The organism is Thauera aromatica (genome assembly GCF_023093595.1).
GTDB classification, from domain to species: domain Bacteria; phylum Pseudomonadota; class Gammaproteobacteria; order Burkholderiales; family Rhodocyclaceae; genus Thauera; species Thauera aromatica_A.
In genome coordinates this window covers 1-540 of the sequence record NZ_JALLIK010000007.1, presented here as the reverse complement: position 1 = coordinate 540, position 540 = coordinate 1, and the positions used below count along the sequence as shown (strand labels likewise).

The window sequence follows — 540 nt, the reverse complement described above, 5'->3', positions numbered from 1 at the left end:
GTAACCGGTCACTGAGCGGCGTCCTTCTCGCTGCGTAGCCATCGTTGGACAATTCACGCCATGTTCAACGACGACGGGATTGGCAGTGACGGCATCGGCGGAGAGGCGCAAATGGCGGCGACGCAGCCGCGAGGAATGGCGGGCGGTGTTCGAGCGCTTCGCGGCAAGTGGTCTGAGCATCCGACAGTTCTGTGATGGCGAAGGATTGAGCAAGTCGAGCTTCGAGCGCTGGCGCGGCCTGCTGGGCGAGGAGATGGGGGCGGTAGCCGATCGCGGCAATGCGTGCGCCCGTGCGGGCTTTGTCGATGCGGGTCTGATCGACGTTGGCGGGGGCGCAGGCCGGCTCGAGCTCAAGCTCGATCTGGGCGGCGGTGTCGTGCTGCACCTGGTGCGCGGCTGATGTTCTTCCCCGAAGGGGCGGTGCGGGTGCATGTCTATGGCCGTCCGGTCGACATGCGCAAGTCCTTCGACGGGCTGTGTGCGCTCACGCGCCGCGAGCTCGGCTGCAACCCGCTGTCGGGCGAGCTGTTTGTGTTCATC

At 66.1% G+C, this 540-nt stretch carries 3 protein-coding genes; all 3 read left to right on the top strand.

What is annotated here, in order from left to right:
• The first annotated feature begins 60 nt into the window (after positions 1 to 60).
• Entirely contained in the window at positions 61 to 195 is a 135-nt protein-coding gene (locus MXC99_RS16865; RefSeq protein WP_282100109.1) for a hypothetical protein, read from the top strand.
• Complete coding sequence (gene tnpA / locus MXC99_RS00240; protein WP_432654212.1) at positions 146 to 400, top strand: IS66 family insertion sequence element accessory protein TnpA; 255 nt, start codon at positions 146 to 148, stop codon at positions 398 to 400. Before MXC99_RS16865 ends, tnpA begins: the two co-directional genes overlap by 50 nt.
• On the top strand, positions 400 to 540 hold a 141-nt coding region (gene tnpB, locus MXC99_RS17025; RefSeq protein WP_432654211.1), incomplete at its 3' end, for an IS66 family insertion sequence element accessory protein TnpB. The genes tnpA and tnpB, both read left to right, overlap by 1 nt.